Annotated in this window: 27 protein-coding genes and 2 tRNA genes; 14 read left to right on the plus strand and 15 right to left on the minus strand. The window is 62.2% G+C overall.

Going from position 1 to position 26,975, the window contains the following annotated elements; translation table 11 throughout:
- The first annotated feature begins 56 nt into the window (after positions 1-56).
- From BJN45_RS12080 to BJN45_RS12135, 12 genes are all read left to right on the plus strand, one after another.
- A tRNA-Gln gene (locus tag BJN45_RS12080) sits at positions 57-133 on the plus strand.
- A gap of 89 nt (positions 134-222) precedes the next feature.
- Positions 223-1,173, plus strand: a complete 951-nt coding sequence (locus tag BJN45_RS12085) for a ribose-phosphate pyrophosphokinase (RefSeq protein WP_076095564.1) — start codon at positions 223-225, stop codon at positions 1,171-1,173.
- Positions 1,174-1,229: 56 nt separating this feature from the next.
- Positions 1,230-1,826, plus strand: coding sequence for a 50S ribosomal protein L25/general stress protein Ctc (locus tag BJN45_RS12090; protein WP_076095566.1), 597 nt, complete (start codon positions 1,230-1,232; stop codon positions 1,824-1,826).
- A gap of 69 nt (positions 1,827-1,895) precedes the next feature.
- On the plus strand, positions 1,896-2,474 hold the full coding sequence (gene pth, locus BJN45_RS12095; RefSeq protein ID WP_076095568.1) for an aminoacyl-tRNA hydrolase: 579 nt from the start codon (positions 1,896-1,898) through the stop codon (positions 2,472-2,474).
- A gap of 22 nt (positions 2,475-2,496) precedes the next feature.
- On the plus strand, positions 2,497-3,588 hold the full coding sequence (gene ychF, locus BJN45_RS12100) for a redox-regulated ATPase YchF (protein ID WP_076095570.1): 1,092 nt from the start codon (positions 2,497-2,499) through the stop codon (positions 3,586-3,588).
- Between the two features lie 11 nt (positions 3,589-3,599).
- Positions 3,600-5,339, plus strand: coding sequence for a putative bifunctional diguanylate cyclase/phosphodiesterase (locus tag BJN45_RS12105; protein WP_076095571.1), 1,740 nt, complete (start codon positions 3,600-3,602; stop codon positions 5,337-5,339).
- 94 nt (positions 5,340-5,433) lie between these two features.
- A complete protein-coding gene (ribBA, locus tag BJN45_RS12110) occupies positions 5,434-6,549 on the plus strand; it encodes a bifunctional 3,4-dihydroxy-2-butanone-4-phosphate synthase/GTP cyclohydrolase II (RefSeq protein ID WP_076095573.1) in 1,116 nt (371 codons plus the stop codon).
- A 3-nt stretch (positions 6,550-6,552) separates the two neighbouring features.
- A complete protein-coding gene (gene ribH, locus BJN45_RS12115) occupies positions 6,553-7,026 on the plus strand; it encodes a 6,7-dimethyl-8-ribityllumazine synthase (RefSeq protein ID WP_076095574.1) in 474 nt (157 codons plus the stop codon).
- Positions 7,023-7,493, plus strand: coding sequence for a transcription antitermination factor NusB (gene nusB, locus BJN45_RS12120; RefSeq protein WP_076095576.1), 471 nt, complete (start codon positions 7,023-7,025; stop codon positions 7,491-7,493). Before ribH ends, nusB begins: the two co-directional genes overlap by 4 nt.
- Positions 7,494-7,497: 4 nt before the next feature.
- A complete protein-coding gene (gene thiL / locus BJN45_RS12125; protein WP_076095578.1) occupies positions 7,498-8,490 on the plus strand; it encodes a thiamine-phosphate kinase in 993 nt (330 codons plus the stop codon).
- Positions 8,471-8,959, plus strand: coding sequence for a phosphatidylglycerophosphatase A family protein (locus BJN45_RS12130; protein WP_076095580.1), 489 nt, complete (start codon positions 8,471-8,473; stop codon positions 8,957-8,959). The genes thiL and BJN45_RS12130 overlap by 20 nt, the downstream gene beginning before the upstream one ends.
- A gap of 53 nt (positions 8,960-9,012) precedes the next feature.
- On the plus strand, positions 9,013-9,282 hold the full coding sequence (locus BJN45_RS12135) for a type II toxin-antitoxin system HicA family toxin (RefSeq protein ID WP_076095583.1): 270 nt from the start codon (positions 9,013-9,015) through the stop codon (positions 9,280-9,282).
- A 3-nt stretch (positions 9,283-9,285) separates the two neighbouring features.
- Here the strand turns inward: BJN45_RS12135 and BJN45_RS12140 are convergent, their stop codons facing one another.
- The 12 genes from BJN45_RS12140 to BJN45_RS12200 form a co-directional block, all read right to left on the minus strand.
- Positions 9,286-10,380, minus strand: a complete 1,095-nt coding sequence (locus tag BJN45_RS12140; protein WP_076095584.1) for a protein-glutamate methylesterase/protein-glutamine glutaminase — start codon at positions 10,378-10,380, stop codon at positions 9,286-9,288.
- Positions 10,381-10,385: 5 nt separating this feature from the next.
- Positions 10,386-11,195, minus strand: coding sequence for a CheR family methyltransferase (locus tag BJN45_RS12145; RefSeq protein ID WP_076095586.1), 810 nt, complete (start codon positions 11,193-11,195; stop codon positions 10,386-10,388).
- Positions 11,195-11,797: a chemotaxis protein CheD gene (locus BJN45_RS12150; RefSeq protein ID WP_076095588.1), complete on the minus strand. Its 603-nt coding sequence runs from the start codon at positions 11,795-11,797 to the stop codon at positions 11,195-11,197. Before BJN45_RS12150 ends, BJN45_RS12145 begins: the two co-directional genes overlap by 1 nt.
- Before the next feature lie 48 nt (positions 11,798-11,845).
- Positions 11,846-12,397: a chemotaxis protein CheW gene (locus tag BJN45_RS12155; protein ID WP_076095589.1), complete on the minus strand. Its 552-nt coding sequence runs from the start codon at positions 12,395-12,397 to the stop codon at positions 11,846-11,848.
- Positions 12,398-12,414: 17 nt separating this feature from the next.
- The gene (locus BJN45_RS12160) at positions 12,415-14,811 is read right to left on the minus strand and encodes a methyl-accepting chemotaxis protein (RefSeq protein ID WP_240494566.1); all 2,397 of its coding nucleotides are present in this window, start codon (positions 14,809-14,811) and stop codon (positions 12,415-12,417) included.
- Between the two features lie 87 nt (positions 14,812-14,898).
- Positions 14,899-17,094: a chemotaxis protein CheA gene (locus BJN45_RS12170; protein WP_076095591.1), complete on the minus strand. Its 2,196-nt coding sequence runs from the start codon at positions 17,092-17,094 to the stop codon at positions 14,899-14,901.
- 11 nt (positions 17,095-17,105) lie between these two features.
- Complete coding sequence (locus tag BJN45_RS12175; RefSeq protein WP_076095593.1) at positions 17,106-17,411, minus strand: STAS domain-containing protein; 306 nt, start codon at positions 17,409-17,411, stop codon at positions 17,106-17,108.
- A gap of 11 nt (positions 17,412-17,422) precedes the next feature.
- Positions 17,423-18,703 (minus strand): methyl-accepting chemotaxis protein, encoded by a 1,281-nt coding sequence (locus tag BJN45_RS12180; protein ID WP_076095595.1) that lies wholly within the window; start codon positions 18,701-18,703, stop codon positions 17,423-17,425.
- 10 nt (positions 18,704-18,713) lie between these two features.
- On the minus strand, positions 18,714-19,079 hold the full coding sequence (locus BJN45_RS12185; protein WP_076095597.1) for a response regulator: 366 nt from the start codon (positions 19,077-19,079) through the stop codon (positions 18,714-18,716).
- Between the two features lie 132 nt (positions 19,080-19,211).
- On the minus strand, positions 19,212-20,051 hold the full coding sequence (locus BJN45_RS12190; protein ID WP_076095599.1) for an HDOD domain-containing protein: 840 nt from the start codon (positions 20,049-20,051) through the stop codon (positions 19,212-19,214).
- 86 nt (positions 20,052-20,137) lie between these two features.
- A tRNA-Arg gene (locus tag BJN45_RS12195) sits at positions 20,138-20,214 on the minus strand.
- A 65-nt stretch (positions 20,215-20,279) separates the two neighbouring features.
- Positions 20,280-20,777 carry a C40 family peptidase gene (locus tag BJN45_RS12200; protein ID WP_076095601.1) on the minus strand — a complete coding sequence of 166 codons (498 nt, stop codon included), beginning with the start codon at positions 20,775-20,777 and terminating at the stop codon, positions 20,280-20,282.
- Between the two features lie 62 nt (positions 20,778-20,839).
- Here BJN45_RS12200 and BJN45_RS12205 point away from each other — a divergent pair, with 62 nt between their 5' ends.
- Both BJN45_RS12205 and BJN45_RS12210 read left to right on the plus strand, forming a co-directional pair.
- Positions 20,840-22,291, plus strand: a complete 1,452-nt coding sequence (locus BJN45_RS12205) for an NAD-dependent succinate-semialdehyde dehydrogenase (RefSeq protein WP_076095603.1) — start codon at positions 20,840-20,842, stop codon at positions 22,289-22,291.
- Entirely contained in the window at positions 22,291-22,929 is a 639-nt protein-coding gene (locus BJN45_RS12210) for a glycine-rich domain-containing protein (protein ID WP_076095605.1), read from the plus strand. The genes BJN45_RS12205 and BJN45_RS12210 overlap by 1 nt, the downstream gene beginning before the upstream one ends.
- A 33-nt stretch (positions 22,930-22,962) precedes the next feature.
- Here BJN45_RS12210 and BJN45_RS12215 read toward each other — a convergent pair whose 3' ends face one another.
- The 3 genes from BJN45_RS12215 to BJN45_RS12225 are packed head-to-tail and all read right to left on the minus strand — an operon-like array spanning position 22,963 to position 26,970.
- Positions 22,963-23,946, minus strand: coding sequence for an SPFH domain-containing protein (locus BJN45_RS12215; RefSeq protein WP_076095607.1), 984 nt, complete (start codon positions 23,944-23,946; stop codon positions 22,963-22,965).
- Positions 23,947-23,966: 20 nt separating this feature from the next.
- On the minus strand, positions 23,967-25,679 hold the full coding sequence (locus BJN45_RS12220; RefSeq protein WP_170873086.1) for a putative bifunctional diguanylate cyclase/phosphodiesterase: 1,713 nt from the start codon (positions 25,677-25,679) through the stop codon (positions 23,967-23,969).
- Positions 25,660-26,970, minus strand: a complete 1,311-nt coding sequence (locus BJN45_RS12225) for an HD-GYP domain-containing protein (protein WP_076095611.1) — start codon at positions 26,968-26,970, stop codon at positions 25,660-25,662. The genes BJN45_RS12220 and BJN45_RS12225 overlap by 20 nt, the downstream gene beginning before the upstream one ends.
- Positions 26,971-26,975: the final 5 nt, after the last annotated feature.

Below are 26,975 nucleotides of genomic sequence, written 5' to 3' on the forward strand. Positions count from 1 at the left end.
AAAGCGCTCCTGTATTATTCGCGCCTCGTTCGAACGCGAACCCGTTCAACGACCGCTGGGGAGTCGCCAAGTTGGTCAAGGCACCGGATTTTGATTCCGGCATTCGAAGGTTCGAATCCTTCCTCCTCAGCCAGTTTCCTTCGGGCAGGTCTTAGGCCTGCCCGATTTTCATTGTATCGGGCAAATTCGCGGCGCGCGCGAACACCCCTGAGGAATGCGGAAATGGCCTACAACAGCCTGATGGTCTTTACCGGCAACGCCAACCCCAAACTGGCAGCCGACGTCGCGAAACAACTCAACGTAGACCTCGGCCGCGCCAATGTCGGCCGTTTCTCCGACGGCGAAGTCAGCGTCGAACTGCAGGAACACGTCCGCGGTCGCGACATCTTCGTGCTGCAGTCTACCTGCGCCCCGACCAACGACAACCTGATGGAACTGCTGGTCATGGTCGATTCGCTGAAGCGCGCATCGGCCGGCCGCATCACCGCCGCCATCCCGTATTTCGGCTACGCCCGCCAGGATCGCCGCTCGCGTTCGTCGCGCGTGCCGATCGCCGCCAAGCTGGTCGCCAACATGCTCGCCGCCTCCGGCGTCGACCGCGTGCTGACCATGGACCTGCACGCCGAACAGATTCAGGGCTTCTTCGACATTCCGGTCGACAACATCTACGCCCTGCCGATCCTGCTCGACGACATCATGAAGCAGAACTACGAGAATCCGATGGTCGTCTCGCCCGACCACGGCGGCGTCGTCCGTGCCCGCTCGCTGGCCAAGCGCCTCGAATGCGACCTGGCCATCATCGACAAGCGCCGGCCGAAAGCCAACGTCTCGGAAGTCATGAACATCATCGGCGAAGTCGACGGCCGCACCTGCATCATCATGGATGACATGGTCGACACCGCCGGCACGCTGTGCAAGGCTGCCACCGCACTGAAAGCCAACGGCGCCAGCAAGGTCGTCGCCTACTGCACGCACCCGGTGCTGTCCGGCCCGGCAATCGAGCGCCTCAACGATTCCGATCTCGACGCCCTGGTTGTCACCGACACCATTCCGCTGCGCGACGATGCCGCTGCCTGCCCGCGCATCCGCCAGCTGTCCGTGGCCGACATCATGGCCGAAACCATTCGCCGGATCAGCAACGACGATTCCGTTTCGTCGCTGTTCATCGATTAAGTTTTTTCAACCTTCCCGATCTGGTCGCGGACCGGGAAACCATCTGGAGTAGCACCATGCAATTTGAACTTATCGCCAATGTGCGCAATCTGCAGGGATCGAGTGCGAGCCGCCGCCTGCGTCGCGCCGGCACGGTACCGGGTATCGTCTACGGTGGCGATGCCGCCCCGACGGTCATCGAAACCAACCACAACGACCTGCTGCTGAAGCTGAAGAAGGAAGCCTTCCATTCTTCGATCATCACGCTGAACATCGACGGCAAGAAGGAATCCGTGCTGCTGCGCGATTACCAGATGCACGCCTACAAGCCGCTGGTCCTGCACATCGACTTCCAGCGCGTCGACGCAACCCACGAACTGCACGTCAAGGTGCCGCTCCACTTCACCAACGAAGAAGTCGCCCCAGGCATCAAGCTGGGTGGCGGCCTGGTCAACCACGTCATGACCGAAGTCGACATCCATTGCCTGGCTGCCGACCTGCCGGAATTCATCGAAGTCGACCTGAGCGCGCTGAAGGTTGGCGACAGCATTCACCTGTCCCAGCTCAAGCTGCCGAAGGGTGTCCAGCTGGTCGCCCACGGCGCTGACGATGTCGTCGTTGGCGTTGTCGGCAAGGGCGGTTCCGCCGCTGAAGGCGAAGCTGCCGCCGAGTAATTCCAGGCACGCCGCCGTACTGGCCGCCGCTGGCATTTTGCCGCCGGCGGCCTTTTCGCACTTATCGCCATGAACCCACCCCACCTCATCGTCGGCCTCGGCAACCCCGGCCCGGAATACGAAAATACCCGGCACAACGCCGGTTTCTGGTTCGTTGACCGGCTCGCTGACGAGCTCCGGATCGCGCTCGCCCCGCAGGCCAAATTTTTTGGCAAGGCCGGACGCGCCGGCGAGTTGTGGCTGCTGCAACCCGGCACCTTCATGAACCGGTCCGGCCAGGCAGTGGCTGCGCTGGCCAATTTCTACAAGATTTCCCCGGCCGAAATTCTCGTCATCCATGACGAACTCGACCTGCCACCCGGCGGCATCCGCCTCAAGCAGGGCGGCGGTAACGGCGGGCACAATGGATTGAAAGATATCCAGGCCAAACTCGGGACGCCGGACTTCTGGCGCCTGCGCCTGGGCATCGGCCATCCGCGCACGCTGAACCTGGCCCAGCAGGTCGTCGATTTCGTGCTGCACCCGCCGCGCAAGGAAGAATTGCCGGACATCGAACACGCCATCGCCCGCTGCCTGCTGGCCTGGCCCCGCATTGCCGCTGGCGATTTTGCCGGCGCCCAGCAACAATTGCACGGCAAAGCCGTCTGACCCGAAACCCAAGGAAAAAACCATGTCTCTCAAATGCGGTATCGTCGGCCTGCCCAATGTCGGCAAATCCACCCTCTTCAATGCCCTGACCAAGTCGGGCATCGCGGCGGAAAACTACCCGTTCTGCACCATCGAGCCGAATGTCGGCATCGTCGAAGTGCCGGACAAGCGGATGGCCCAGCTGGCTGAAATCGTCAAGCCGCAGCGCATGCAGCCGGCCATCGTTGAATTCGTCGACATCGCTGGTCTGGTTGCCGGCGCCTCCAAGGGCGAAGGCCTGGGCAACCAGTTCCTCGCCAACATCCGTGAAACCGACGCCATCGTCCATGTCGTGCGCTGCTTCGCCGACGACAACGTGATCCACGTTTCCGGCGGCGTCGATCCGCTGCGCGATATCGAAGTCATCGATACCGAACTGGCGCTGGCCGACATGGCCTCGGTGGAAAAAGCGCTCAACCGCTACCGTCGCCCGGCCAGCTCCGGCGACAAGGAAGCGAAGATCCTGGTCGCCGTGCTGGAAAAGTGCTTTGCCCAGCTTGATCAGGCCAAGGCCATCCGCGCCCTCGATTTCTCCAAGGAAGAACTGGTGTTGCTCAAGCCGTTCTGCCTGATCACCGCCAAGCCGGTGCTCTACGTCGCCAACGTGGCCGAAAACGGTTTCGAGAACAACCCTTACCTTGACGCCGTGCGCGCCCACGCCGCGACCGAAAAGGCCGAGGTCGTCTCGGTCTGTGCCGCCATCGAAGCCGAGATCGCCGATCTCGACGACGAGGAAAAGCAGATGTTCCTGGCCGACCTCGGCCTCGAGGAACCAGGCCTCGACCGCCTGATCCACGCCGGCTACAAGCTGCTTGGCCTGGCCACCTACTTCACTGCCGGCGTCAAGGAAGTTCGTGCGTGGACCATCCATCAGGGCGACACCGCACCGCAGGCAGCCGGCGTCATCCACACCGACTTCGAGCGCGGTTTCATCCGCGCCCAGACCATCGCTTTCGACGATTACATCACCTACAAGGGTGAAGCCGGTGCCAAGGAAGCCGGCAAGATGCGCGCCGAAGGCAAGGAATACGTGGTCAAGGATGGTGACGTGCTCAATTTCCTGTTCAACGTCTGACGCCCCCTGCGATGCCGGACACTACTGCCACCCCGTCGCCGATCGGCAATCTGGGCGGCGCCGTTCTGCATCGCATCTTCCTGCAATGCAGCGAAGCGATCCTGGTCACCGACCGGGACAACTGCATTATTGCGGTCAACGCGGCTTTTTCCGCACTTTCCGGCTATACCGCCGATGAAGTTGTCGGCCGCAACCCGCGGATGTTCGCCTCCGGCCGCAACGAGCCGGATTTTTACGCGACGATGTGGCGGGCGATCAACAACGAAGGCGTATGGTCTGGAGAAATCTGGGACCGCCGCAAGGACGGCAACCTCTACCCGATCTGGCTGACGGTCTCGGCAGTACACGACGACACAGGTGAAGTCAGCAATTACGTGGCCACTTTCACCGACATCGGAGAACGGATCGAAGCCACGCAGAAACTGCTGCACCTGGCGTACCACGACCCGCTGACACTGCTGCCCAACCGCCTGGCTTTCGAATCGCAACTTGAGCTGGCAATCCGCAGTTGCGAACGCGACCAGAAACAGGTGGCCCTGATGCTGATCGACCTCGATCACTTCAAATCGGTCAACGACACGCTGGGACATCACGTGGGCGACGAATTGCTGCAGAGCGTGGCCAGGCGTCTGCAGGAATGCGTTCGCGCCAGCGATATCGTCGCCCGCATCGGTGGCGACGAGTTCGTCGTAGTGCTGCCCGACATCGACAGCGCGATGACCGTCGCGACGCTGGCCGGCAAGGTTCAACGCAGCCTGGCCGAGCAAAGCCATTCGATCGGCCCGCACAGCCTGTACGCCACGCCGAGCATCGGCATCAGCATCTATCCGGGCGACGGGCGCGACCGGGAGACCCTGCTGCGCAACGCCGATGTGGCGATGTACCACGCCAAGGATGCCGGCCGGAACAACTACCAGTTCTACGCCAGCCGGATGAACGAAGCTGCCGGCGAACGCCTGCAGATGGAAAACGCACTGCGTCAGGCACTGGCCTCGATCACGCCCGGGCATTCGCCGTTTTCGCTGCATTTCCAGCCGCAGATCAGCGTCGCCACAGGTGCCATCGTCGGCCTGGAGGCACTGGCCCGCTGGTCCGATCCGGTTCTCGGCGACATCCCGCCAACACGCTTCATCCAGATCGCCGAGGAAAGCGGGCTGATCCAGCCGCTGGGCGACTGGATCTTCTGGGAAACCTGCCGCAACATCCGCCGTTTCCGCGATGCCGGCATCGCCGGCCTGCGCGTCGCCGTCAACATCTCGGCCCAGCAGTTGCGCCACGAGAACCTGCCGCAACTCGTGCGCGGCGTCCTCGACTGCTACGACCTGACGCCGCAGGATCTCGAACTGGAAATCACCGAAAGTACGGCGATGCAGAATCCCGATCTGACGCTGTCCATCCTCAACCAGTTTTCCGACATGGGCATCGTGCTGGCCATCGACGATTTCGGTACCGGCTATTCGTCGCTGGCCTATCTGAAGCACCTGCCGATTCATCGCCTGAAACTCGACCGCTCCTTCGTCAAGGACATCGAGACCGACCCCAACGACGCCGCCATCTGTTCGGCCACCGTCGCCCTCGGCCACAATCTCGGCCTGGAACTGGTCGCTGAAGGCGTGGAAACCGGGGCCCAGCGCGATTTCCTGTCCCGCCTCGGCTGCGACGTGCTGCAGGGTTTCCTGTACAGTCGGCCATTACCGGCAGAGCGCATCATCGAATTCATCGCCGACCATCAAGCGGCCGGGAATCGCTGAAGACCGCGCAAGTCCCTGCCGCGATTAGCAAAATCTCCCTGCCGGCCCGCGTTTCTGCGAAAATAGCAGCCCTTTTTCGTCACCCCGGAATCCCATGCCCCCGCATCCCGCCATTGCCTCCACCGAAGAAATCGTCGCCGAACTCAAGGCCGGCCGCATGGTCGTGCTGGTCGACGAGGAAGACCGCGAGAACGAAGGCGATCTCGTCATGGCTGCCGAACACGTCACGCCGGAAGCGATCAATTTCATGGCCAGGTATGGCCGCGGCCTGATCTGCCTGACGCTGACCGATGCCCGCTGCAAGAAGCTCGGCCTGAGCCAGATGGCCCGCAGCAACGGCACCCAGTTCGGCACCGCATTCACGGTCTCGATCGAAGCCGCCGAAGGGGTGACTACCGGCATATCCGCCGCTGACCGCGCCCACACCATCCGCACTGCGGTGGCCCGCAATGCGCTCGCCGACGACATCGTGCAACCCGGCCACGTCTTCCCAATCACCGCCCGCGAAGGCGGCGTGCTGGTCCGTGCCGGCCATACCGAAGCCGGCTGCGACCTCGCCGGCATGGCTGGTCTGGAACCGGCGTCGGTGATCTGCGAGATCATGAACGACGACGGCACGATGGCGCGCCTGCCGGAACTGATCGAATTCTCCAAACAGCACGGCCTGAAGATCGGCACCATCGCCGACCTGATCCATTTCCGCGCGGCCTCGGAAAAGCTGGTCGAGCGCGTCACCAGCAAGACCATCGCCACCGCTCACGGCGATTTCTGCCTGCACGCCTATGTCGACCGCGCCAGCGGTGCGACCCATCTGGCGCTGGTCAAGGGCGAGATCCCGGCCGGCGAAGAAACGCTGGTGCGGGTGCATGAACCCTTGTCGGTGCTCGACTTCCTCGACCCCGGCAGCAAGCAGCAATCCTTCTCCATCGACCAGGCGCAGGCGGCGCTGGCGGCAAATGGTCACGGGGTCATCGTGCTGATGCACCGCCCGGAAGACGGTGCCGCCCTGCTCGGCCGACTGACCGGCCAGAGCGATGCACCGCGTGTCCAGCAGAAATGGGACCCGCGCACCTACGGCATCGGCGCGCAGATCCTGCGCGACGTCGGCGTTTCGCGCATGCGCCTGCTCTCCAGCCCGCGCAAGATGCCCTCCATGACCGGCTTCGGCCTTGAAGTCACCGGTTTCGTCACTTCTCCCGCGGAGCTTTGATTCATGTCCCGTTTTGACAACGTTTACGAATTCGACAACAACCTCGACGGCAACGGCCTCGCCATCGGCGTCGTCATGAGCCGCTTCAACCTGCCGGTGTGCGAAGGCCTGCTTTCGTCCTGCATCGCAGAACTGAAGCGCCTTGGCGTGGCCGACGAGGACATGGCCATCGCCACCTGCCCCGGCGCACTGGAGATCCCGCTGATCCTGCAGAGCATGGCCCAGAGCGGCCGCTTTGACGCACTGGTAGCACTGGGCGCCGTCATTCGCGGCGATACCTACCACTTCGAGGTCGTCTCCAACGATGCCTGCCGTGCCATCATGGAACTGCAACTGCATACCGGCGTTCCCATCGCCAACGGCATCCTGACCTGCGATACCGACGAACAAGCCGAAGTCCGCATGCAGCCGAAGGGCGCCGACTGCGCTCAGGCCGCTGTCGAAATGGCCAACCTCCAGAAAGCACTCGCCCAATGAGCGATCAAGAACAAACCCCGAAGGCCCCGCCCAAGTCGGCGCGTCGCCGTGCCCGCGAATTCGTCGTCCAGGGCCTGTACCAGTGGCGTGTCGGCGGTGCCGATGAAGCGTCGATCGAAGCCTATGCACCGGAAATGGAAGGCTTCGCCAAGGCCGACCGCGAATTCTTCGTCGGCACGCTGCGCGGCGTCATCGGCCAGCAGGCCAGCCTGATCGAGCAGATCGGCACGCACATCGACCGCCCCTTCGGCGAACTGTCGCCGGTCGAGGCCAGCGTGCTGATGATGGGCACCTTCGAGATGGTCAACCATCCGGAAACCCCGTACCGCGTGATCATCAACGAAGCCATCGAGCTGACCAAGGCCTTCGGCGGCACCGACGGCCACAAGTACGTCAACGGCGTGCTCGACAAGATCGCCGCCGTTGTCCGTGCGCCCGAAGTCGCCGCCCGGCGCAAGGGACGCTGAGCGCATGCCCGGCGAGTTCGGCCTGATCGCGAAGTATTTCGCCCGGCCGACACCATCCGCCGTGCTCGGTCCCGGCGACGATTGCGCGCTGATCCAGCCAGCGCCGGGCAAGCAACTGGCGGTGACCACCGACATGCTGGTCGCCGGCGTGCACTTCCTGCCCGACACCGACCCCGGACGCCTGGGCTGGAAGGCACTGGCGGTCAATCTCTCCGATCTCGCGGCAATGGGCGCCAGCCCGCGCTGGGTGACGCTGGCCGGGGCGCTGCCTGCGGTCGACGAAGCCTGGATCGCAAAATTCGCCGACGGCTTCTTCGCCTGTGCCGCCGAGTTCGGTGTTGACGTCATCGGCGGCGACACCACGCGCGGTCCGCTGAACGTCTGCATCACCGCCATCGGCGAAGTCGAACCCGGGCAGGCCTTGCGCCGCGACGGCGCCCGGCCGGGCGATGAAATCTGGGTGTCCGGCCGCCCCGGGCTGGCTGCCCTCGGGCTGGCCCATCTGCAAGGCCAGGTCAAGCTGCCCGAACCCTGGCCGCGACTGTGCGTCGGCGCGCTGGAAAAACCACGCCCGCGCGTCGCTCTTGGCCAGGCACTGATCGGCATCGCCAGCGCCGCCATCGATGTTTCCGACGGCCTGCTCGCCGACCTCGGACACATCTGCGAACGCTCCGGCTGCAGCGCAGCGCTGCGCCTGGTGCAGTTGCCGCAACTGCGCGACCTGACCGGCAGCGGCGACCAGCACGATGGCGCACTCCGGCGCATCGCGCTCGAATGCCAGCTGGCCGGCGGCGACGACTACGAACTGGTGTTCACCGCCTCGGCGGCACAACACACGCAACTCGGCCGGATCGCTGCCCTGCTCGAACTGCCGCTGTGGTGCATCGGCGAGATGCGCGAGAACGACGGCAGCAAGGTCACGGTATTCGACCCCGACGACCAACCCGTCAGCTTCGACCGGCAAGGATACGATCACTTTGGCCAGCAAACCGCCTAGCCTGCGCTTCCTCCTCGCCCACCCGGCGCACTTCTTCGCCTGCGGGTGCGGCAGCGGTCTGGCGCCTTTCGCCCCCGGCACCTTCGGCACGCTGTTCGCCTGGCTCAGCTTCGTGCTGTTCCGCCCGTATTTCAACGACGGTCAGTTATTGTTCCTGTTCGCTGCTGCCTATCTCGCCGGCATCTGGTTCATCGACATCACCGGCCGGGCCATCGGCGACCCCGACCACGGCAGCATCGTCTGGGACGAGATCGTCCCCTTCTGGCTGGTACTGCTGCTGACGCCGGCCGGCTGGCTGTGGCAATTGACCGCCTTCGTGCTGTTCCGCTTCTTCGACATCACCAAACCGCAACCGGCGCGTTATTTCGACGAACACGTCAAGAACGGCTTCGGCGTCATGGCCGACGACCTGATCGCCGCCGGCTACACGCTGCTGCTGCTGGCCCTGCTGAAAATCATCGTTTCCTGACCGTCGACCGCAAAAGGCATAGAATGGCTGCATCCTGACCGCAGGAGAAAGCCATGAGCCACAAGCATGCCCACCTGATGCGCAGCATCTTCCAGGACCCGGCGCCGGCCAACATTCACTGGCGCGAAGTCGAATCCCTGCTCAACCACCTCGGTGCCGACGTCCAGCCGGCCCACGGCGCCCGCTTCAAGGTCATCCTCAACGGCATCGAGACCGTCCTGCATCACCCGCACAACAGCAGCACCTGTGGCCGACAGGAGATCAAGGCGGTGCGCGACTTCCTGGCGCATGCCGGGGTGACGCTGTCGGCCTACGAGAGCTAAGCGCTACAGCGCCGAGCGCGTGTAGGACATCATTGCTTCGGGAATCTTGTCCAGCGGCATGACCTGATCGGCAGCGCCGAGCTTGATGGCTTCCTTGGGCATGCCGAAAACGACGCAACTGGCTTCGTCCTGGGCCACCGTCCGGGCGCCGGCATCGTGCATTTCTTTCAAGCCGCGCGCACCGTCGTCACCCATGCCGGTCATGATGATGCCGAGCGCGTTGCTGCCGGCAAACTTGGCAACAGAACGGAACAGCACATCGACCGAGGGCTTGTGCCGGTTGACCAGCGGACCATCCACCACCTCGACCTGATATTGCGCGCCGCTGCGCTTGAGCATCATGTGCCGCCCGCCGGGTGCGATCAGCGCCCGGCCCGGCATCACCCGGTCGCCGTTGCGGGCTTCGCGGACCTCGATGTCGCACAGGCCGTTCAGGCGCTCGGCAAACATCGCCGTGAACTTCTCCGGCATGTGCTGGACGATGACGATGCCCAGGCAGGTCGCCGGCAGGCGCGTCAGCACGGCTTCCAGCGCCTGCGTGCCGCCGGTCGAGGTGCCGATGGCGATCAGTTGTTCAGTGGTCCTGGCCATGGCGGTCGGCATGCCGGGGGCAATGACCGCATCGGCGGTCAATTTTGGCCGGTTCAGGGCGTTGACCGCAGCATTCGAACCGGGACGCGGCAGGGCGCGCAGATTGGCCCGCGCCGCCGCACGCACGGCCTGGACGATGTCGTTGGAAGCATCTTCGAGGAAGGACTTCAGGCCGGCCTTGGGTTTGGTGATGATCGTCACCGCACCCGCCGCCATCGCGTCGAAAGTCGCCTGCGCGCCGCTTTCGGCCAGCGACGAGCAGATGATCACCGGTGTCGGCCGCTCGGTCATGATCTTGCGCAGGAAGGAGATGCCATCCATCCGCGGCATTTCGATATCGACGATGAGCACGTCCGGCCAGCAGGCCCGCAACTTGTCGACGGCAAAGACCGGGTCCGATGCCGTGGCAATGACCTCGATCCCCGGTTCCTTCGCGAGAACCTGCGAAACGACCTGGCGCACCAGCGCCGAGTCATCGACAATCATCACCTTGATTTTGTCTGCCATCGTGCTCAGTCTTTTTGGTAAATGGTCGGGCGGATCTGGCGCAAGCCGGCCGAGATGCCGTTCAGGGTTTCCGAGTGGCCGATGATGAAATGGCCGCCCGGGTGCAATCGTGGCAGCAGATGCTCGACGACCTTGCGCTTGGTGTCGATGTCGAAATAGATCATGACATTGCGCAGGAAGATGACGTCGAATTTACCGATATCGGCCTCGATCGGCAAGGTCAGGTTGATGTGATGAAAACTGACGCGCTCCCGCAGTTCGCTGTTGATCAGGAAGGTTCCGGCCTGGCTGCGGACGCCCTTGCGGCAATACTTGACCAGCAGTTTCTGGGGAATCCCTTCGTTGCGCTCGATCGGATAGTGGCCGCGCCGGGCTTTCTCCAGCACCTGGGTACTGATGTCGGACCCGACGATTTCCCACGGTGAACCGGGCAGGCACTCGGACAGCAGCATGGCCAGCGTGTAGGCCTCCTCGCCGGTCGAACTGGCGGCACTCCAGACCCGGAAGGGCGCGCCGCCCCGACGTGCCGGCAGGACTTCATCGCGCAGGAACTCAAAGTGCTTCGGCTCGCGGAAGAAATAGGTTTCGTTGGTGGTCAGCAGGTCGACCATGATCTGCAGTTCTTCCGGGTGCTCGCCACTGGCCAGCAGGCGGTAGTAGCGGGCGTAGCTGTCGAGTCCGTGGAAGCGCAGACGCTTCTGCAGACGGCCGACCAGCAGCACCTTCTTGGCATCGGAAAGGTTGATCCCGGCGATCTTGTAGATCAGCCGCTGGAACAGCGCAAATTCCTGGTCGCTAATCGCGGATTCGCTCATCAGAACAGTTCGATCTTCTTGTTGGCCACCGTGGCCGGTTTGTTGAGCAGCGATTCGGCATAAGCCAGTTCCTCGCGGCGCAGCGACTCCTGACTGATCAGCCCGGAAGTGACCCGCTTGCAATACGCGTCGCCGGTTGCCGGGACCAGCAGTATCTTGCGTGACCACGGCCCGAGAAAATCCGACGCAACGATGGGGATGCCTTCGCGCTCCAGCCACTCGTGGGCAAAATCGGCATTGCGCTTGCCGACGGCCAGCATGCCCGGCGCCGTCGCGTCGATGACGGCGCCACCGCCAAAAGCCTTGGCCCGCATCCGGTGCTTTGCCGCCCCGCGCTGCAACATCGCGTTGAGCAAGGCCTCCATGCAGGCATCGCCGGCCAGCAGCACGTCTTCGTCGGCGTGGGTGCCCTTCTTCATCTGCGGCAGCATGAAGTGATTCATGCCGGCCAGACGCAGGGCGGCATCGTACAGGCAGACGGCGACGCAGGAACCGAGCAGCGTCGAGATCGGCCGCTCGCCCTCGACGGCCCATTCGCCGGGCTTGATGTTGCGCGACAGGCGTTCGATATCGCGCGTCGACAGGGTTGCGTAATCGGTCATCGAATCCGCACCGGAAGTACCGGCCCCCTCGTCACGCTCGCGATGACATCAGGCGGCTTCCACGTTGGCGCTGTCGGATGCCTGGGTCAGCATTGCGATCTCCTCGACCGAAAGCACGCGGGCGACATCGAGGATGATCACGAATTTGCCATTGACCTTGCCCATGCCGGAAATGAAATCCGTCCGGATCTTGGCCCCGAAGGAGGGCGGCGGCTCGATCTCGCTGCGGGCGATTTCCAGCACTTCCGAAACCGCATCGACCATGACACCGATGTCGTGTTTCTGGTCGCCCTGCTCAAGCTCGACGATGACGATGCAGGTCCGCCGCGCCACCTCGGTCGACTTGCCGCCGAAGCGGCACGAGAGATCGATGACCGGCACCACTGCACCGCGCAGGTTGATGACGCCGCGAATGAAGCCCGGCATCATCGGAATCTCGGTCACCGTGCCGAACTCGATGATTTCCTTGACGTTGAGAATGGCGACGGCAAACATCTCGCCGCCCAGCGTGAAGGTCAAATACTGCTGTGGCGTGCTGTCGACCGCAGCAACCGTCGCCGGCGCCCGGGACCCGCCCGGGCTCTGGACAATCTGTCCCATGCTTGTCGCCTCCGCGCTCAGAATTTCTCGAAATCCGACTCGTCGATCAGCGCCGTGGCGGAGCGCCCGCTCACTGGACGCGCAGCGCGTGGAGCGCTGCGGGCGACCGGTGCCGGCTGGCTGAAACTGCGACCATGGCTGCCAACTGACTGCTCGACCGAGAAGAATTCCATCAATTGCTGCAATTGTCCCGCCTGACCACCGAGTTCTTCGGCCGTCGCTGCCAGTTCCTCAGACGCCGAGGCATTCTGTTGCGTGGCCTTGTTCAGTTGCCCCATCGCGTTGTTGATCTGGGCAACACCGGTCGATTGTTCCTGGCTGGCTGAAGCAATTTCCTGGACCAGATCGGAGGTTTTCTGGATGCTCGGCACCATTTCGTCGAGCAGGTGACCGGCACGCTCGGCCATCTTGACGCTGGAGCCGGCCAGTTCGCCGATTTCCTGCGCGGCAACCTGCGAACGTTCAGCCAGCTTGCGCACTTCGGCGGCCACCACGGCAAAGCCCTTGCCGTGCTCGCCCGCCCGTGCTGCTTCGATGGCTGCGTTGAGCGCCAGCAGGTTGGTCTGGTAAGCGATATCGTCGATGATGCCGATCTTGTCGGCGATCGACTTCATCGCCTCGACCGTCTTGCCGACCGCCTCGCCGCCCTCGCCGGCTTCCTTGGCCGACTTGGTCGCCATGTTGTCGGTGACCTTGGCATTTTCGGTGTTCTGCGTCACGGAAGCCGTCATCTGCTCCAGGCTGGCCGTCGTTTCCTCGACACTTGCTGCCTGCTCGGACGACGCCTGGCTCAGCGACTGGGCCGTTGCCGAAACCTGGCCGGAAGCATTGGACAACGCATCGGCGGCGGTGATGATCTGGGCAATCGTCTCCGACAGCTTGGCGATGGTGTTGTTGATCGCATCCTTGAGTATCGCGAAATCGCCCTGATAGGCCTTGGTGATGGTCTGCGTCATGTCGCCCTGTTCCATCGCCCCCATTACGCGCTGAACATCCTGGATCGGCGAAACCACCGCATCCAGCGTGTCATTGACGCCTTCCACGATCTTGCGGAAATCACCCTGATGCTGGGCGGCATCGGCCCGCGTTTCGAGCTTGCCGGCGACTGCCGCAGCGCTCAGCAGGTTGGCATCGGCCACCAGGGCATTGACCGCTTCGATACAGGTGTTCAGGTTGTTCTTGATGGCATTGAAATCACCGTTATAGGAATCGGTGATCTTCGTCGGGATGTCGCCCTTCGAAATCCGGTCAACATAGCTCGCGGCAACATTCAAGGGACCGATCACCGCATCCAGAGTGTTATTGACACCGTCTACAACCCGCCGGAAATCGCCTTGGTGCTGCGTTGCATCAGCACGCGTGGACAAGCGCCCCTCGACTGCCGCGACCGACAGCATGCTGGCATCGGCTACCAGTTTGTTAACCGCTTCGACGCAGGTGTTGAGGTTGTTCTTGATGGTATTGAAATCGCCGTTGTAGGAATCGGTGATCTTCGCCGGGATATCGCCCTTCGAGATCCGGTCGACATAGCTAGCAGCCACGTTCAGGGGACCAATCACTGCATCCAGCGTGCCATTCACACCTTCGACGATCTTCCGGTAATCGCCCTGATGCTGTCCGGCATCCGCGCGCGTGGCCAGTTGCCCGGCCACGGCAGCTGCACTCAGCTTGTTCGCGTCGGTGATCAGCGCAACGATGGAGGACTGGACCCCCGCCACAGAACGGACCACTTCGCCGACTTCATCCTTGGCATCGCTGGTCAGTGTGAAATTCATGTCGCCAGCGGCCATCTTGCGCGCGGCATCGACCACCTGGTTGACCGGACGGGTGATGCTGCGGGTGATGACAAAAGCAAAAACAATGGTCAGCAGGGCTGCCAGGACGGCCAGACTCACCATCAGGGTACGCGCTGCACTGGCGGCCTCGACGGCTGCCTTGCCTTCGGCTGCGGTCAGATCATTGAGGAAGACGATCAGGTGATGCACGGCGTCGAAATAGCTGTTCTGCTGTTTGCGGATATCCCCCATCATGTATTCGATGGCTTGGTCGCGTTGACCGGCCTTGACCATCTCGATGAAACGTTCCTGCATCGGCACGTAGGCAGCACGGGAATCAAGAATGCCCTTCAGTGCCGCCTTGCCCTTCTCGGTATTGAAAGTCGCCTCCATCCGCTCGATACGCTCGCCAATAATCTTGCGCTGCTCGACGATGCGCTCGACTTCGCGATTCACTTCTTCCGGCGTCTTGACCAGCAAGGTGTTGCGCATCGCCCGGGCGATCGTGTTCAGGGCATCGATGACATCGTTCGCCCACACCGTTTTCGGATTGCGGTCATTGACGATCAATTCGAGATCGTTGCTCAGCGACTGCAGACGCAGCGTGCCGACTGTCGCAATCGCGATGAGAAGAATCAAGGTAATCGCAAATCCGACACCCAGTTTTGTTCCGATTTTCAAGTTATTCAACACAGGAGGCTCCTCTTCATTTCACTGGGAAAACAATCAATTCTGGGTCGTCGACCGCGCGACGGCGTTGTTCGCTGCCATATCACGTTCTTCCTTGCGCACATTGCGCTGGACCAGGGTCTGCACATCGAGGATCAGGGCGACTTCGCCCGTCCCCAGGATGGTCGACCCCCCGATCCCGCGCAGGTGGCGGAAAATGCTCGACAGCGGCTTGATCACCGTCTGGAATTCGCCGAGCAACTGATCGACGACGATACCGGCCTTCTGGCCGGCGTACTGGACAACAACAATATTCTCCCGGGCCGGATGCTCGCCTTCGACCTCGAACATCTCGCGCAACCGGACAAAGGGCAGGACCTCGCCGCGCAGGTTGAGGAAATCGCGGTCGGCCGAGTTTTCCTTGAGCTCGATGCATTCGATGACCATATCCAGCGGAATGACATAGGACGAGCGCCCGACGCCGACGAGAAAGCCGTCGATGATGGCCAGCGTCAGCGGCAGACGGATCGTGAATGTGCTGCCGGCACCTTCAACCGAAGCAACCTCGCAACTTCCCCGCAGCCCCTGGATGTTGCGGCGGACGACGTCCATGCCGACACCACGGCCGGAGAGATTGGTCACCTGCTCGGCAGTGGAGAAACCGGGCTCCCAGATCAGGTTGATGATTTCCTGGTCGCTCAGCACCTGGGTCGGCTGCACCAGTCCCTTGTCGATGGCTTTCTGCAGGATCTTGTCCCGCGGCAGGCCGCCGCCGTCATCAACGACTTCGATGACGATGCTGCCGGAGTCGTGATAGGCATTCAACTCGACCGTGCCGCGCCGGGGCTTGCCGCGGGACTCGCGCACATCGGCCGGCTCGATGCCGTGATCCATGCTGTTGCGTACCAGATGCATCAGCGGGTCGCCGATCTTCTCGACCACCGACTTGTCGAGCTCGGTTTCCGCACCGGTGATCACCAGGTCGATTTCCTTGCCCAGTTCCTTGGCAACATCCCGTACCACGCGATTGAAGCGGGTGAAGGTTTCGCCGATCTGAACCATGCGCAGTTGCAAAGCCGAATCGCGGATGTTCTCGACCAGACGCGACAGGATCGACGTCGACTCGACCAGTTCGCTCTGCTTGCTGCGTTGCGCCAGCAGGTTGGCCGATGCACCGGCAATCACCAGTTCGCCAACCAGATCGATCAACTGGTCAAGCTTGTCAGCCTGAACACGGATGAGCCGTGCCTCGACGGCCTTCTTCTCGTTGACCTGGGCCTGCTTGCTGACGGCCGCCTCGACCACTTCCTTGTGCACCACCTTGTGGTCGACAAGAATCTCGCCGAGTTGCGGGGCAAGTGGATCGCCGTCGCCGGGCAACTTGCCCTGCTGCTGCGAAAACAGGCCTTCTTCCAGTTCACTCTGGGTCAGCGCGCCGCAGCGCACCAGCATCTCGCCGAGACGCATGTCATCCTCGGGCAATTCGCGGATCAGCTTGACGTATTCGGCAAGCTTGCTGTTCGGCGCCAGGATGCGCAGTTCGCAATCATCGCGGCAGAAATCGAAGACGCGCTCGATATCGGCCTTGGACGATCGGGTCTGCAGGCGTATCTCGAAACCAAGATAGCAGGACTCCGGGTCCATCTCGGCCGCCCCGGGCATGGCATCGGGAATGGTTTCCAGTGCCAGGATTTCGCCCAGCGAAGCAAGGTAGCGAAGAAAGGACAACGGGTCCATGCCACCACGCAGCATGTGCGGACCAAAACGGACCGAAATGTGCCAGCTGTCGGTATTGACGACACCGCCGCCGGATGCCTCGACATCGGCTTCCGCCTCGATCATGCTGCCTGCCGACGCCCCTGCGGCCTCGGCGGTATAAGCAGCGAGCTCCAGCTGCAATGCATCGCCGGCATGACGCACATCTTCGGGGGGTTCGGCGGCAGCGGCTTCCAGCACATCCATCAGATGGCTGAGATGATCGCAACTGCGCAACAACAACCCGGTCAGATCGCCGGTGACGTGAATCTCGCCATTGCGCAGGCGATCGAGCACATTTTCCACCTTGTGCATGAATGCTTCGATGAAGTGGCACTCGATGACACCGGATGCACCCTTGATGGTGTGCGCGGCACGGAATATCCCGTTGATGTTGTCGTGATTGTCCGGCTGCTGCTCGAGTTCGAGCAAACCGCTTTCCATCGCCTGCAGTTGCTCGCGGCCTTCCTGTATGAATACGCTGGTCAGTTCATCCATTTCCCGATTCCTCACCGCTGCTCATGGGCCGTAATCACCACCGGGTCGCCGAAGAATGCGGCGAGATTGCAGAAGTCCAGCGTCTGCCGCACGGCCGGGCTATGTGCAACGATGGACAATGCCTTGTCGCGCCGCGCCGCCTCGCGTTTGACGAGGATCAGCAACTGCAAGCCTGCAGTATCGATTTCCCCGACCTGCGACAGGTCGAGTTCAAGGCCATCCGCCATCTCAAGCGCGGCAACCAGGCGTTCCTTCTGTTCCATCGCATGGTAGATCGTAAGATCTTCGGTGATGGCGAGGCGGTTTTGGGTTCCCATACCGGCTTCCTTCAGAACAGTTCAATCTTGGGTCCGGCGCTTGCCGCGCCACCGCCACTGCCGTCCGCCTTGTGCAAGGCCTCCTGGTGGCTGATGCGCTGCGTGTCCATGACATATTTTCCGTACAGCTCGTCCAGATGCTCCGAAAGCGGGGCGTACTGAAAATTGTCGTCTTCGGTCGCCTTGATGCGCTGCGCCAGATTGTCCGCATGCTCGTCGAGTTTGTGCAGCGCATTGGCAACAATCTCGATCTGCTGGCGGGTGATGTCCTGGAACTGGACGGTTGCCAGTACGTCCATGAACATCTTTGCCAGATCTGAACTGGCCTCGCGTACAGTATTCAGGACGTTCAAGTCGTGATCGAGCAATTGCTGATAGCCCTCGCCCAGACTGCCCAGCTGCGTGGAAAACTCGGTCAGCGCCGAGCGCTCCGCTTCGACGTTGCTGGTTTTCAGCTTGTCTTCGAACTGCTGGCGGATCGAGGCCGCGACGTTGTTGATGCCGGCGTTGATCTTGCTGACGGCCGTATCGGTCTCCGTCGACAGCTTGCGTACCTCGTCGGCAACGACGGCAAAGCCGCGACCGGCCTCGCCGGCACGGGCCGCTTCGATGGCCGCATTCAGCGCCAGCAGATTCGTCTGCCCGGAGATGTCCTTGACCAGCTTGACCAGCGTACCCAAGCCCTGGGCCTCCTGCACGATCTGTTCGATGCGCAGCTGATCCCGGGTCGCTTCGTCAATACGATTGCGGATATACGACTCCATGCGTGATATCAGCGCATGGTTATCCTGAATATCGGTTTCCGAACTGGCAGCGAGCTCGCTGGATGCCTGCGTGGTTTCCGCAACAAAGTTGTCGAGGCGTGACACCACGACATCGATCGACTGCAAACGCTCGGCAATATCGTAAGCCGCCCTCTCGGTCGCCTGGACGATTCCGTCCAGTTGCTTGCGCAGCACGTCGTTGTAGTTGCGGACATTCATCAGCTCGCGAGCCACTTCCTCACTGACCGATTCGACATCGTTGAACTTGCTGGCCACCTGCTCCTGCTCGCTCGACAAGCCGAACATCACATCGCGGTAAAAAGCCAGCGAGACCATGCGCTGAGCAAAGTAGGCCACCATGACGATCAGCACGGAGCCAACCGCGTCGCCCATCGGCGATGGCAGCCCCAGCGAAGGCAGGAAGTCCTGGTGGAACCACCCGTTCAGGCCGTAGACGATGGCGAAGGTCGCGATGGCCACAACCATCGCCACGAGGAGGCCACGTCGATGCAGGCTGTTTATCGGCATTGTCTGCTCCTCAGCGCAGAACCAGCTTGATCGTGTTCAACAGTTCATCCGCGGTAGCAGGCTTGACGATCCAGCCGGACGCACCAGCTGCCTTTGCTTCCAGTTTGCGCGACTGCTGCGACTCGGTCGTCAGGAACAGGATCGGCATGAATTTGTACGCCGGCAATTTGCGCACCTGCTTGATCAGTTCAATGCCGTTGATACCGGGCATGTTGAGATCGGTAATCAGCAGATCCACCTTCACGCCGGCCTGAAACTTCTTCATCGCTTCTTCGCCGCTCGCCGCCTTTTCGGTTGCGTAGCCGGCTTTCGCAAGAATGTTGGATATGCTGAGCAGAATGGTCGCTGAATCATCCACAAGAAATATTGTTTTCATTTTCGACTCGGTTATATCAGTAACGACAGCAGCCTCAGGATGCCATGGCAGGCACGGAAACTGCAGAGACAGGCATCAATCATACCCATAAATGAGTAGCGACAATGTTAACTGTTTTACCTCGGCCAAGCGCTAGAAGCACAGGGCGGCATAAAGCGAGGCAACCTCACCCTGTGACTCGGCGAGAATTTCCGTAAGCAGCGCTTCGCCAACCAGCACCTCGATTTCCGCATCGATGCCGGGAAACTTGTTGCCCGACCCGATCCGGTGCAGCGGCGACGACACAGGCGACAACTGCTCTGCCAGCAGCAGGGTATCGCCCAGCCCCGCCGGCGGCATGCCGAGGTAGCCATCCCAGTAGACCTCGATGGCCGCCAGGACGTTCTCGGGAATTGCCAACGCCTGCAACAAAGGTTCACCAACCTGGCGCTCGCCCACTTCTATCCACTCGGCAAAGTCGCCATCAAGCAACCCGGGGTAAGCAGGGCTTTTTGCCAGCAGGTAGAACCCGGCCACCTCGTGCATCAGGCCGGCAAACAGCGCGGCTTCGGGATCAACACCGGTCACCCGGCGGGCAATGACACGGGAAAGTGCAGCAACATGGGCCGTATGCTGCCAGAGTTGATCGGCAATCGCCTGGCAGGCGACCGGCAGCGCGCCACCGGCCATCTGACGGGCAACCAGCGCCATGCTCAGGCTGCGCAGCGCGGCAAAACCCAGCCGGGAAATCGCCGAACGCAGATCACTGATTTCCCTTGCATAAGGATTGTAGGCCACCGAATTGGCCAGAGCGACGATCCGCGCAGCCAGCAAGGGTTCGGCCTCAACCAGACGGGCTGCCTTGTCCACGTGACAATCCGGATCGGAAAGGGCATCCCTCAGACGGAGCGAGACCTGAACGTTGGTCGGGAAATCGATATGCCCCTCGACCACATCCCGGGCTATCAGCTGGAAGGCTTGAGTCTTGTCCATGTCATCGCTTCCCAAGGCTTGAGAAATCCGGAACTGAAAACGGAAACGGGCCGGAAGCGACACGCTTCCGGCCCGTTGAATATGCATGGCCCGCCCGGCGCGATTCGAACGCACGACCCCTGCCTTCGGAGGGCAGTACTCTATCCAGCTGAGCTACGGGCGGAAAGGAGCGAATTCTACTCCCATGAGGTGGCTTGCGTCCATGGTGAGCGCTCATGTTGGCGATACTCAATCGAGCAGCGTACGCGCCGCTTCGTAGCGCTGGGCGAAGTAGCGGCTGCCCATCTGTTCGATGCGCACCCGGCCGTTGGTCGATGGCGCGTGGACGAAGCGGTCGTTGCCGATGTAGATGCCGACATGCGAGAACGGCCGGTTCATCGTGTTGAAAAAGACCAGATCGCCCGGACGCAATTCGTGCCGGCCGATCGGCCGGCCGCGACGGGCGATCTCGGCGGCGCTGCCCTGAACCTTCAAACCGGCGGCCTGGTCGAAGATGTAGCTGACCATGCCGCTGCAGTCCAGACCGGCCTCCGGGTTCTTGCCGCCGAAGCGGTAGCCGGTATCGATCAGCGACATCGCATACATGACGACCTCCGTCGCGTGCCCGCTGACCGCTCGCGGCGCCTGGGTTATAGTTCCCCGCTCCGCAGTACCGCGCGGCAGCGGACTGCCGCAACCGGCAAGCAGCACCGAGAACAGGAAAACGCAGGACAAGGAAAAGCGCATCGGTTAAGGCCATTTCTTGAAATTACTTATAACTTAACGTTTTTACAGGATTTTTCAAGCTCATGAACTTGCAAAACAGTGAACTTCTGCGGTCGACCAACCTGATTGACGGAAAATGGGTCGCTGCCGACAGCGGCCAGACACTGACCGTGGTGGACCCGGCCAATGGCCAGCGCATCGCCGAGGTTCCCCGTTGTGGCGCGGCCGAGACGCAACGCGCGATCGCCGCCGCCAATGCCGCCTTGCCGGCGTGGCGAGCACTGACGGCGAGGCGCCGCGCCCAGTTGCTGCAAAACTGGAACCAGTTGATTCTCGACAACGCCGACGATCTGGCGCAGTTGATCACCGCCGAGGGTGGCAAGCCGCTGGCCGAAGCCAAAGGCGAGGCGATCTACGGCGCTTCCTTCGTCGAGTGGTTCGCCGAGGAAGCCAAGCGCACCTATGGTGAAAGCATCCCCAGCCCGGCATCAAACACCCGCCTGCTGGTGGTCAAGCAGCCGATCGGTGTCTGTGCGGCGATCACACCGTGGAACTTCCCGCTGGCGATGATCACGCGCAAGGTCGCTCCGGCGCTTGCTGCCGGCTGCACGGTCGTCGTCAAGCCGGCCGAGTCGACACCGCTGACCGCGCTGGCGCTGGCCGTATTGGCGGAAAAGGCCGGTTTTCCGGCCGGCGTGTTCAACGTCGTCACCGGCAATCCGGCGGAAATCGGCGGCGAGCTGTGCGCCAGCCCGATCGTCAGAAAGCTGTCGTTTACCGGGTCGACCGCAGTCGGCCGCCTGCTGATGGCGCAATGCGCGCCGACGATCAAGAAGCTGTCGCTGGAACTGGGCGGCAACGCGCCGTTCATCGTTTTCGACGACGCCGACATCGATGCTGCGGTCGACGGCGCAATCGCGGCAAAATACCGCAACACCGGCCAGACCTGTGTCTGCGCCAACCGCTTCCTGGTGCAATCCGGGATCTACGAGGAATTCGCTGCCCGGCTGGCCGCCCGCAGCGCCGAACTGAAAGTCGGCCCCGGCAGCGAAGCCGGCGTCGCCCAGGGACCGCTGATCAACGCCGCCGGCCTGGCCAAGGTCGAAGCCCATGTCGCCGACGCGCTGGCCAAGGGCGCCCGCGTGCTTTGCGGCGGCGCCCGCCACGCGCGCGGCGGCAACTTCTTCCAGCCGACGGTGCTGGCCGATGTAACGACCGACATGCAGGTCGCCCGCGAGGAAACCTTCGGCCCGCTGGCGCCTCTGTTCCGCTTCGAAACCGAGGCGCAAGCCGTGGCGATGGCCAACGATACCGAGTTCGGTCTGGCCGCCTATTTCTTCACGCGCGACATCGGCCGCAGCTGGCGGGTCGGCGAAGCGCTGGAATACGGCATGGTCGGCGTCAATACCGGGATGATCTCGAACGAAGTCGCGCCTTTCGGCGGCATCAAGCAATCCGGCATTGGTCGCGAAGGCTCGAAATACGGCATCGAGGAATACCTCGAAGTGAAGTATCTCTGCTTCGACGTGCGCTGATGAAGTTCGTCCTGCTTGCTGTCCTGCTGTTCGGGCTTTGGCTTGCCTGGCGCAAATGGCGGCAGGCCGGGCGCGCCCGCTTCATCGAGGATTTCCCGCTGCAGGAACGGCTTGACCGGCGGCTGGCGTCACGTCGACCCGAACTGGATGAGCGGCAACGTCGCGAGGTATTCGAAGGCCTGCGCGACTATTTCCTGATCTGCAACAGCGCCGGCCGGAAGATGGTTGCCATGCCTTCGCAGGCGGTCGACGATGCCTGGCACGAGTTCATCCTGTTCACCCGCAATTACCAGGCCTTCTGCCAGCGCGCCTTCGGTCGTTTCCTGCACCATACGCCGGCCGAGGCGATGTCTTCACCGCGGGTCGCCAGCGACGGCATCAAGCGCAGCTGGCGGCTGGCCTGCGCCCACGAAGGGATCGACCCGAAACAGCCGGCGCGCCTGCCGCGCCTGTTCGCGCTGGACGCCGCGCTGGGCATTGCCGGTGGCTTCGTGTACCAGCTGGACTGTCTGGCTGGCCGCGCTGACGGGGCGACGACCAGCGGTTTCTGTGCCAGCCACATCGGTTGCAGCAGCGGCTGCGCCGGCGATTCCGGCAGCGACGGTGGCGGTGATGGCGGAGGTTGCGGCGGCGACTGAGCGCGGACGCAATAATCCTGCGGTCAACCGGGTTTAAACGAGCTTTTTCAGCAATTCCGCTTTCTTGGCGTCGAACTCGGCCTGGGAAAGAATGCCCTTGCCGACCAGCGCGTGCAGTTTTTCCAGCGTCGCGACAACATCGTCAGCCCCCACGGTGGCAGCCGGTGCCAGCGCCGTCGCCATCGACTGACCGAGCACCTGCCCCAGGCCGACGCCAGCACCCATCGCTGCCAGCCCGCCTTCGTTGCGCGCCGCATCCGGAATGCTGCTGGCCGCCTGGAACTGCGTGTAGCGCTGCAGGTCGCCGACCATGTTCATGCCGATCTTCTGGTCCAGCACTTTCTGCAATTCGTCGGGCAGCGAGAAGTTCTGCACGATGACCGAGTCCAGGTGCAGCCCCAGCTCGGCGAACATCGGCGCCGCCCGGTCGCGCATGGCAAGGCCCAGCTGGTCCTGATTCGCCGCCAGGTCGATGAAGGGAATGCCGGATTCGGCAAAGAGATTGCCCAGGCCGGCGATCAGGCTGTTGCGCAACTGCCCTTCGAGCTCTTCGCCGGCATAACTGTCGCGGCTGCCGGAAATCCGCCGATAGAAAATCGCCGGATCGACCAGGTGATAGCCGTAAATGCCGTAGGCGCGCAGACGCACTGCGCCGAATTCCTTGTCACGAATGACGACCGGGGTCGACGTTCCCCATTTCCGATCGAGCTGCAAACGCGTCGAGAAGAAATGGACATCGCTCTTGAAGGGCGAGGCAAAGAGCTTGTCCCAGTGCTTCAGATTGGTCAGCAGCGGCAACGTCGCGGTCGTCAGGCGATAACGCCCCGGGCCGAAGACATCGGCAATGACACCTTCGTTCACGAAGACGGCCATTTGCGACTCGCGCACCGTCAGACTGGCACCGTTCTGTATCTCGTTATCGAGCATGGGATAGCGCCAGGCCAGCAGGCTGTCGTCGGCTTCCGTCCATTCCAGGACATCGATGAACTGCTTCTTGATGAAACTCGTCAGGGACATCTGTTTCTCCGGACAACGGGTTACTTGGCTGCGGCGGCTGCCACCCGGGCTTCCTGCGCCCGGTACCAGGCGATGAATTCATCGACCGGCATCGGCATGGCGTAAAGATAACCCTGCCCCGCTGCGCAGCCAAGCGTCAGCAACTGGCTGCGCTGCATTTCGGTCTCGACGCCCTCGGCCAAAGGCTGCATCCCCAGATCACGGGCCAGATCAACGATGGTGCTGACCACGCGCAAACTGTCGGCGGAATCGAACATGGCCATGACAAACGAGCGGTCGATCTTGATTTCATTGATCGGCAGGCTGACCAGATAGCTGAGCGAGGAATAGCCGGTGCCGAAATCGTCCAGCGCCAGGCGGCAACCCAACTGGCGCAGACGGCTCATGATCGCGAGACCTTTTTCGCGATCGACCATCAGCGCCGACTCGGTCAGTTCGAGCGTGAAGCGCTGACCGGGAATCTGCCAGGTGGCCAGTCGCTGCGCCAACAACTCGGGCAGGTCCTCGTCGACCATGTCGGCGACCGTCAGGTTGAATGACAGGCCGATCCCGATGCCGACAGCGTCGAGTTCGCTGGCCGTGCGCATCGCGGCACGCATAAGCCAGTCGGTGTAAATCGTTCGCCAGCCGTTCTCCTCGATCATGTCGATGACCGTCTGCGGCGCCAGCCATGCACCGTCGGTTCCACGCCAGCGCAACAACAGTTCGGCCCCGGTGCAACGCCCGCTGTCCAGTTCGACCTGCGGCTGCACATGCAACTCCAGCGTCTCCTGCTGCAAGGCCTGGTGCAAGGCTTCGACCTGATGGTAACGCTGCTGCCAGTCAGCACTCAGGCTGCTGTCGAACCAGGCGAACGACTGGCGCTTGCTGCCTGCCTCCCAACGCGCCAGACGAGCGCTGTGCAGGGCGTTTTCGGCATCGAGCGCATGCTCGGGAAGCATCGCGGCGCCGATGGTGGCGTGCACCATGATGCTGCGTCCGCTGAACAGGCTCACCGGCTCACCGAACATCTGCGCGACATGGGCAGCCGCCAGCGTCGGTTGGGCCATCGCATGCACATCAGGCAGGATGACCAGCCACTCGCCCTCACGCCCGGCAAAAACCTTGTCTACCGGCCGCAAGCGATCAGCAATACGAGCCGCCAGCATGGACGGCAGGCGTTGCAGATCACTCGCGGCGAGATAGGCGAAGGAATCACGATTGACCACCGAAATCGACAGCACGCCGACCTGTCGGTTAGCCTGCAGCATGTCGCGCAGACAACGCAGGGCAGCGAGTTCTCCCGGCATTCCGGCAGCATCGATATGCGCCTCTTCGCCCAGTTCGATGGCGCAGCTGACCGCCGCCAGGACACCACGACGCAAACTGGAGAACAGCTTCAGGACGACGCGACCGACCGTTTCCCGATCACCGGTCAGTTCCTGTTCGCAGCGAGCGACAAAGGTGAAGAAAAGACGCAGTATTTCGACCAATGCATAGCCGCGCCCGAGCAGGTCGTGCCAGCTGCGCACCCAGCGCTGCTGCCAGTCCGGGTCGGCCAGGGAGACTGGCAGCGCCTCGGACAGCTCGAGAAAATCCAGCAATACCGGATCGTTGGCGACCAGCGGACGCGTTTCCCGCAGCGCCATTCCCCATATTCCGTCGAGACTGCGCAATGAGGCGAGATCGTCGGGCTCCAGCCCGAAAGCCGCAAAATCGACGTAGCTCTGCGAGTTATCCGAGATAGTAGTCATTGGCCGACAACCCATAAGCATCATTCGGCAGGGCACGAATGATGCGAACTGCATCGAACTCCGGCTTGCGCAGGTCAATCACCCGATAGCTCCGGACCGGCTCCTTCCCCGTATCCAGCATCAACAGCACGCGCGGACGCGATCGCTGGACACGGTTTTGCTGAATCACCACACCGACTTCACCACTGCTGAACTCGACCAGCGTGCCGATCGGATACAGCCCGACGCACTGCACGAACTGCTCCATCAGGACCGGATTGAACTGTTTGTCCCGCAGCTTGAACAGCTCCTCCAGCGCCTGCTGGTGGCCGATGGCCGTCCGGTAGGGCTTGTTGCGCAGCATTGCACAAAATGAATCGACCAGCCCGGCAATCTCCGCCGCCAGGCCGATCTGTTCGAAACGCAAGCGCTGCGGGTAACCACTGCCGTCCCAGCGTTCGTGGTGGCGGGAAACGATCTGCAGGACGTCGGAGGGCAGATTCGACTGGCGCATGAGAATCTCCAGCGAGCTTGCGACATGCGAGCGCACGAGGTATTGCTCTTCGCCTGTCAGCGGATCTGTCTTGGACAGCAATTCAGGCGGTACCTGAGTCTTGCCGATATCCTGCAGCAAACCGGCAACGCCGAGTTCGAGCAATCGTTGCCCACGCCAGCCGACATGACCGCCGAGCAACAGCGCGTGAATCGAAACATCCATGGCGTGGTCGAAGCTGTACTGATCCACGCTTTTCAGACGCAGCAGCCACATCACGGCATCGGGATTGCGCTGCAGACTGCCGGCAACATCGCGAACGCCTTCCCGCACATTGCCGAAATCGAAATGCAGTTCGGCGGTAACCTGCTGGAAAGTCTGCTGCAGCGCCTTCAACAGGGAGTCATAGCGCGGTTCGATATAGCTCAGTTCGCGACCAAGCGCCTGGACGTGGGCATCCCCTTCCTGTCCATGCAGAAATTCGAGAAAGTTGCGACGCCGCCGCTGACGTTCGACCTGCTCTGCCGAAAAGATCGGCGGCCGACGCACAATCGTACTGTCGTCATCCGCCGGCTGAGCAACGGGTAAGGGTGAGGAGCGCAAGGGACGGTCAATTCTCGCCTTGGGTTCTGCGTAATGTTCGTTGAGCGAGCGCGAGCGGTCGATCTGCACAAAACGGCACTTGCGCTGAAAGATATCAACCTGCTCCGGCGTGGAAATGACAAAGCCCTGCAAGGCAAAGGAAAACTCCGTCCACGGACAGTCCGGCTCGACAACGAACATGCCGATCTTCAACTCGGCTACCGGAAGAATTTCCATGGTGG

The organism is Azonexus hydrophilus (genome assembly GCF_001956855.1).
Classification (GTDB): Bacteria; Pseudomonadota; Gammaproteobacteria; order Burkholderiales; family Rhodocyclaceae; genus Azonexus; species Azonexus hydrophilus_A.

Coding starts and splice junctions, on each gene's coding strand:
- BJN45_RS12085 (WP_076095564.1), top strand. CDS start 223: ATGGCCTACAACAGCCTGATGGTCTTTACCGGCAACGCCAACCCCAAA.
- BJN45_RS12090 (WP_076095566.1), top strand. CDS start 1,230: ATGCAATTTGAACTTATCGCCAATGTGCGCAATCTGCAGGGATCGAGT.
- pth (WP_076095568.1), top strand. CDS start 1,896: ATGAACCCACCCCACCTCATCGTCGGCCTCGGCAACCCCGGCCCGGAA.
- ychF (WP_076095570.1), top strand. CDS start 2,497: ATGTCTCTCAAATGCGGTATCGTCGGCCTGCCCAATGTCGGCAAATCC.
- BJN45_RS12105 (WP_076095571.1), top strand. CDS start 3,600: ATGCCGGACACTACTGCCACCCCGTCGCCGATCGGCAATCTGGGCGGC.
- ribBA (WP_076095573.1), top strand. CDS start 5,434: ATGCCCCCGCATCCCGCCATTGCCTCCACCGAAGAAATCGTCGCCGAA.
- ribH (WP_076095574.1), top strand. CDS start 6,553: ATGTCCCGTTTTGACAACGTTTACGAATTCGACAACAACCTCGACGGC.
- nusB (WP_076095576.1), top strand. CDS start 7,023: ATGAGCGATCAAGAACAAACCCCGAAGGCCCCGCCCAAGTCGGCGCGT.
- thiL (WP_076095578.1), top strand. CDS start 7,498: ATGCCCGGCGAGTTCGGCCTGATCGCGAAGTATTTCGCCCGGCCGACA.
- BJN45_RS12135 (WP_076095583.1), top strand. CDS start 9,013: ATGAGCCACAAGCATGCCCACCTGATGCGCAGCATCTTCCAGGACCCG.
- BJN45_RS12140 (WP_076095584.1), bottom strand. CDS start 10,380: ATGGCAGACAAAATCAAGGTGATGATTGTCGATGACTCGGCGCTGGTG.
- BJN45_RS12145 (WP_076095586.1), bottom strand. CDS start 11,195: ATGAGCGAATCCGCGATTAGCGACCAGGAATTTGCGCTGTTCCAGCGG.
- BJN45_RS12150 (WP_076095588.1), bottom strand. CDS start 11,797: ATGACCGATTACGCAACCCTGTCGACGCGCGATATCGAACGCCTGTCG.
- BJN45_RS12155 (WP_076095589.1), bottom strand. CDS start 12,397: ATGGGACAGATTGTCCAGAGCCCGGGCGGGTCCCGGGCGCCGGCGACG.
- BJN45_RS12170 (WP_076095591.1), bottom strand. CDS start 17,094: ATGGATGAACTGACCAGCGTATTCATACAGGAAGGCCGCGAGCAACTG.
- BJN45_RS12175 (WP_076095593.1), bottom strand. CDS start 17,411: ATGGGAACCCAAAACCGCCTCGCCATCACCGAAGATCTTACGATCTAC.
- BJN45_RS12180 (WP_076095595.1), bottom strand. CDS start 18,703: ATGCCGATAAACAGCCTGCATCGACGTGGCCTCCTCGTGGCGATGGTT.
- BJN45_RS12185 (WP_076095597.1), bottom strand. CDS start 19,079: ATGAAAACAATATTTCTTGTGGATGATTCAGCGACCATTCTGCTCAGC.
- BJN45_RS12190 (WP_076095599.1), bottom strand. CDS start 20,051: ATGGACAAGACTCAAGCCTTCCAGCTGATAGCCCGGGATGTGGTCGAG.
- BJN45_RS12200 (WP_076095601.1), bottom strand. CDS start 20,777: ATGCGCTTTTCCTTGTCCTGCGTTTTCCTGTTCTCGGTGCTGCTTGCC.
- BJN45_RS12205 (WP_076095603.1), top strand. CDS start 20,840: ATGAACTTGCAAAACAGTGAACTTCTGCGGTCGACCAACCTGATTGAC.
- BJN45_RS12210 (WP_076095605.1), top strand. CDS start 22,291: ATGAAGTTCGTCCTGCTTGCTGTCCTGCTGTTCGGGCTTTGGCTTGCC.
- BJN45_RS12215 (WP_076095607.1), bottom strand. CDS start 23,946: ATGTCCCTGACGAGTTTCATCAAGAAGCAGTTCATCGATGTCCTGGAA.
- BJN45_RS12220 (WP_170873086.1), bottom strand. CDS start 25,679: ATGACTACTATCTCGGATAACTCGCAGAGCTACGTCGATTTTGCGGCT.
- BJN45_RS12225 (WP_076095611.1), bottom strand. CDS start 26,970: ATGGAAATTCTTCCGGTAGCCGAGTTGAAGATCGGCATGTTCGTTGTC.